This window comes from Mesorhizobium sp. M7A.F.Ca.ET.027.03.2.1 (genome assembly GCF_003999175.1).
Lineage (GTDB): Bacteria > Pseudomonadota > Alphaproteobacteria > Rhizobiales > Rhizobiaceae > Mesorhizobium.
Genome location: NZ_RZOM01000924.1, coordinates 1 through 2486 on the forward strand (window position 1 = coordinate 1; position 2486 = coordinate 2486).

A 2486-nucleotide genomic window follows, 5' to 3' on the forward strand; every position below is an offset into this window, starting at 1 on the left:
ATACGGGGAGAGGATGCCGGCAGGCAGGTGATGGGCAGCGCCAAGGGCCGCCCTTGTGAATGAACGGCTGAGACGCGGCAGAACTAGTTGGCCGGAGCCATCGCATCCGTTGCCGGTTTCATCGCATCCGTCGCCGGCTTCATGGCGTCGGCGGCCGGCTTCATGGAATTGGTTTCCATCGGATCGGCCGGCTTCATTGCATCGTTTGCAGGCTTCATCGCATCCGCGGCAGGCTTCATCGCATCCGCGGCCGGTTTCATGGCATCTGCAGCCGGCTTCATCGCGTTGGTCGCGTCGTCGGCGCGAGCGATGCCGCCGGCAAACAGCGCCGTCGAGCACAAAGCGAGAGCGAGCGCCGGCAGCGTCAGGCGGGAAATGGTCATGATGATCTCCTTGGGTTGGTCGTGAAGGCGCGCCCTCTTGGCGGCCGTGCTATGCGGCGCCGCTCCATGCGGCGTTGCGCAATCTCTTGTTGAAGCGTGATCTAGTTTGTCGCGGCGGCCAGGATCGGTCCGCCACCGGGCGACTGCACGAGCACGGCGGTGCTCAGGCCGCCGGATGCGGCGGGCAGCGGATACGTCGTGGCCGCGCCGGTCCAGCCGCCGAGTTTTTCGAGCGCGTGCACGACATTGGCGTGCGGCAAGGTGCGGCCGGTGTTTTCGCCGCGCGACACCGGCACCTCGACGACGCCCTTGGCATAGTGCACCAGCCAGACATCGGCGTGGCCGCCAGGTACGGCGCCGGCGCCGATGCTGATCTTGCCGCCATCGAGCGACAATGCCGGGCCGCTCGTCCGGCCGCTCACCGAGATCAGCTTTTCGATCTCGCCAGGTGCGGCGCCGACGACATCGGCATGGCCGTTGACCACCACTTGCGGCGTGAACGGCCCGTCATGACCGAGCGCCGGCTCGTAATTGACCTGGCGCCGGGTGAATTCCTGTTTTCCGAAAATGTCCTTCCAGCCGAGATAGTCCCAGTAGGTGACGTTGAACGACAGCGCCAGCACGCCGGGCTGGTCCTTGACCCTGATCAGATTGGCGTTGGCCGGCGGGCAGGACGAGCAGCCCTGGCTGGTGAACAGCTCGACCACGCTGAGCGGCTGGGCGGCGGCCGCACCGAGCGATGCCGCCAGCGCAAGCGATGAGAGGCTGGACACTGTGACGAACTTGCGGGACATCGGCTTGCTCCGTGGGCGGCGGCGCCTGAATGCACCGCTGATATCCCCACTTCGCCGCTGTCGGCGCCTTCGTTACAGCGCTCACCGGTTTGTGATCGCTAGCGTTCTTCCTTCTCCCGCAAGGGGAGAAGGCAAGAAGAGCAGCATCTACTGCGTCAGCCGCGTGTTGTTGGGCCGCTTGTTGAAGTCGCACTTGCCGGTGACGTTGTAGAAGAAGTCGGCGTTGCTGACGGGTGCCGGGACCGGGTTGCCGCCGTCTTCCCAGGCTTGGTAGCCTGTCGAGCCACAAGGCACGAGGCCAAAGATATCAACGATCTGGCCGGTCGCCATTTCGGCCAGGGGGATGTCCGCGCTTGTCGAGCTATAGAGCCGGTTGGACGTGGCCGGATCGTTCGAATAGAGGTTTTTCGGGTTACCCGATGGCACGTTCATCTGCAGATAGAGGCTGGCCATCTGGCTGACGTCGATTGACGCACCGGCGGTGTTGCCGGGAGTCATTGTGTCGACACAGTAATATTTCGTGCCAGACTGGTCGGTGTTGAGCGTCACCCCGTTGGGCGGGTTTTTGCCGACCTTGCAGACCTGCGTCTGGATCACCGTGGGGACGCCCAGACTGTCGATCTTGCTGACGGTGGTGGTTCCGTAACCTTTGGGATCCGTGCCGCCGCCGTATTTGTAATCGATCGTCATCAGCGGCTTGCCCGCTGCGGCACCGAACATCGTGCCGTAGAGCGTCATTGTCTTGTTCCAGTAACCCGACACGCCGGTGACCTTGAAGGTCGCCTCCACCAGAGCCGGCGCCTTGTTCACCGCCGAATTGACGCCGATAGCCACCGTGGGGATCCTGGCGATCTGCATGAACACGGTCTTCATGGCGAAACTCGCCGAGGCCTGCGCGGTGGCGGTGCCGTTGGCGCTGACGTCGAAGCTGTTCAGCGTCGCTGCGCCCTGTCCGCCGTTTTCTCTGTAGGTATCCTGGAGCAGCACCTGGCGCTGCGGCTTCGTCGACGTGGTATCCATCGTGGTGATGGACAGGATCGCGGCGTCGAGTGCCGCCTGCTCGGTCGACCTGGTCTGGACAGCGGAGGTGTAGTCGACGGAAAAGCCGACCGCGGTGATCAGCGGTATCATGGCGAGAACAAGTATCGGTGCGAACGAGCCGCTCCGCGACTCGATAAAACTGCCTGCAAGCCCCCGCATGCCTTCGTCCTTACATGAGATATTTCCCTCCGCTAACATGCCGATCACAAATTATGCTCTAACGCACGTGGTTAATTTATCGATTTTTCGAGGAATCCGGGGGAAAAGG

The 2486-nt window shown here is 63.0% G+C and carries 3 protein-coding genes; all 3 read right to left on the reverse strand.

The genetic code is table 11. From position 1 onward, the window contains the following. Positions 1-83: 83 nt before the first annotated feature. The 3 genes from EN750_RS29085 to EN750_RS29095 all read right to left on the reverse strand — a co-directional run bounded on the left by EN750_RS29085 (position 84) and on the right by EN750_RS29095 (position 2377). The gene (locus EN750_RS29085) at positions 84-383 is read right to left on the reverse strand and encodes a hypothetical protein (protein ID WP_127398807.1); all 300 of its coding nucleotides are present in this window, start codon (positions 381-383) and stop codon (positions 84-86) included. Between the two features lie 101 nt (positions 384-484). Next, on the reverse strand, positions 485-1177 hold the full coding sequence (locus tag EN750_RS29090) for a DUF1223 domain-containing protein (protein ID WP_127398808.1): 693 nt from the start codon (positions 1175-1177) through the stop codon (positions 485-487). Between the two features lie 147 nt (positions 1178-1324). Beyond that, positions 1325-2377, reverse strand: coding sequence for a TadE/TadG family type IV pilus assembly protein (locus EN750_RS29095; protein WP_127398809.1), 1053 nt, complete (start codon positions 2375-2377; stop codon positions 1325-1327). Positions 2378-2486: the final 109 nt, after the last annotated feature.